This window comes from Actinocrispum wychmicini (assembly GCF_004345645.1).
Classification (GTDB): domain Bacteria; phylum Actinomycetota; class Actinomycetes; order Mycobacteriales; family Pseudonocardiaceae; genus Kibdelosporangium; species Kibdelosporangium wychmicini.
In genome coordinates this window covers 1-1,491 of the sequence record NZ_SLWS01000041.1, presented here as the reverse complement: position 1 = coordinate 1,491, position 1,491 = coordinate 1, and the positions used below count along the sequence as shown (strand labels likewise).

The window sequence follows — 1,491 nt, the reverse complement described above, 5'->3', positions numbered from 1 at the left end:
GGCGGTGTTCCTCACCTGGTGAACTCCAGCGTTGAGGCGTTCGTTGCCTTCAACCGCGCTTATGAGGAAGCTGCTGCTGAGGCCGCTGCATACGAGGGGCCCGGTGACGGTCTGAGCGAAGAAGAGACCGTGGACCTGGCCGAGCAGGCCGCCGACGCGCTCACAAAAGCGTTGCTGGAACGATTCGGGATGCTTGACGCCAAGGCCGTTGCCGACGAGAACTCCTTCTGGCACATCGGGGCTGAGGAGCTTGGCTACGGCATGAGTGTGTGACCACGCAGATCATCGGGGCAGGCTGCTCAAGCTGCGATGACAAGGGGGCGTCCGCCCCAGCGGATGCCCTTTTCGCTGCGGATGCGGGCGCGTTCCCTGCGTTCGGCGGCCAGGACGTCGCGGTGGCGGGCGTTGGCGTTGCGCCAGCGGAGGTAGGCGTGCAGAGCCCGGGTCTGGACCGTGTGGTTGGGGTGGTGGGAGTGGGCGATGGTGAACTGCCGCAATGGTCCGAAGTGTGCCTCGATCGGGTTCGCCCACGAGGCGTAGGTCGGGGTGAAGCACAGCTCGACCTTTCTCTTCTTCGCCCAGCGGCGGATGTCGGCGCCCTTGTGGGCGGACAGGTTGTCCAGGATGACGTAGATCGGGGCGTCGTCGGGCCGGGCGGCGCGGATCGATGTCAGCCCGGCCAGTGTGTTCGCGGCACCTTTCGTGCGGCGGTTGACGCCCCCAAGGCGGTCGTCGCCGACCGAGTAGCAGCCGTGGAAGTAGCGCACTCCGTGAGTGCGGTGGTAGGTGGCCGGAACCCGGTCGGGATCTTCCTTTCGGCCCAGCCCGAGCCTGCGGTGGGCCGGATCCCGAGCGGTCCGAACTCGTCGAAGGCGAACACCCGGTCCGGGAAGCGGTCCAGGACCTCCTCGATCCGGTCCAGCTTCGCCTCGCGGTCCGGGTCCGGGGATTCCTTCCATGTCTTGGTGCGCTGGAAGGTGACACCGCGGCGGGCGAGCAGGCAGCGTAACGCCTCACGGCCGATGCGGATGATCCGGCCGTGAGGCTTTCCGCAGGTAGGCGACGAGCTTGCGGAGCGACCAGCGGGTGCAGGGCTGGCCGAGCGTGGTGGGGCGGGTGGTGGCCGTCCGGATGACGAAGTCCTCGTCGTCACGACTGAGCAGGCGGGGACGGCCTCCCGCCCACTGAGGGTCCAGGCAGGCCAGGCCGACCTCGTTGAACCGGTGGATCACATCCCGCACGGTGTCCTCGTCGGCCTGCACCAGCTGGGCGATCACCGGCACCCGGTTCCCGCCAGCCGAGGCAGCAGCATCATCGCCCGCCGATAGCGAACCGAGTTGGTGCTGCCCCGACGCACGATCTGCTGCAGCTTCTGCCCTTCCTGGTCGGTCAGTCTGCGCACACGGACAGGTTCGGCCACCGCGCCTCCAGCGGTCGGATCGGACGTCACCGCACATCCAACCGCCACGACCACCAACCCGGCGAACCTAA

The 1,491-nt window shown here is 67.8% G+C and carries 4 protein-coding genes; 1 reads left to right on the top strand and 3 read right to left on the bottom strand.

From position 1 onward, the window contains the following. Positions 1-273, top strand: a 273-nt coding sequence (locus tag EV192_RS53520) for an SUKH-4 family immunity protein (protein WP_207927001.1), incomplete at its 5' end; no start/stop codon positions are given. A gap of 26 nt (positions 274-299) precedes the next feature. Here the strand turns inward: EV192_RS53520 and EV192_RS56705 are convergent. The 3 genes from EV192_RS56705 to EV192_RS56695 all read right to left on the bottom strand — a co-directional run. Beyond that, on the bottom strand, positions 300-767 hold the full coding sequence (locus EV192_RS56705) for a transposase (RefSeq protein ID WP_243727665.1): 468 nt from the start codon (positions 765-767) through the stop codon (positions 300-302). Between the two features lie 246 nt (positions 768-1,013). Next, positions 1,014-1,277, bottom strand: a complete 264-nt coding sequence (locus tag EV192_RS56700; RefSeq protein WP_243727664.1) for a helix-turn-helix domain-containing protein — start codon at positions 1,275-1,277, stop codon at positions 1,014-1,016. Beyond that, a partial coding sequence (locus tag EV192_RS56695) for a hypothetical protein (RefSeq protein WP_243727663.1) occupies positions 1,274-1,491 on the bottom strand: 218 nt, incomplete at its 5' end. The genes EV192_RS56695 and EV192_RS56700, both read right to left, overlap by 4 nt.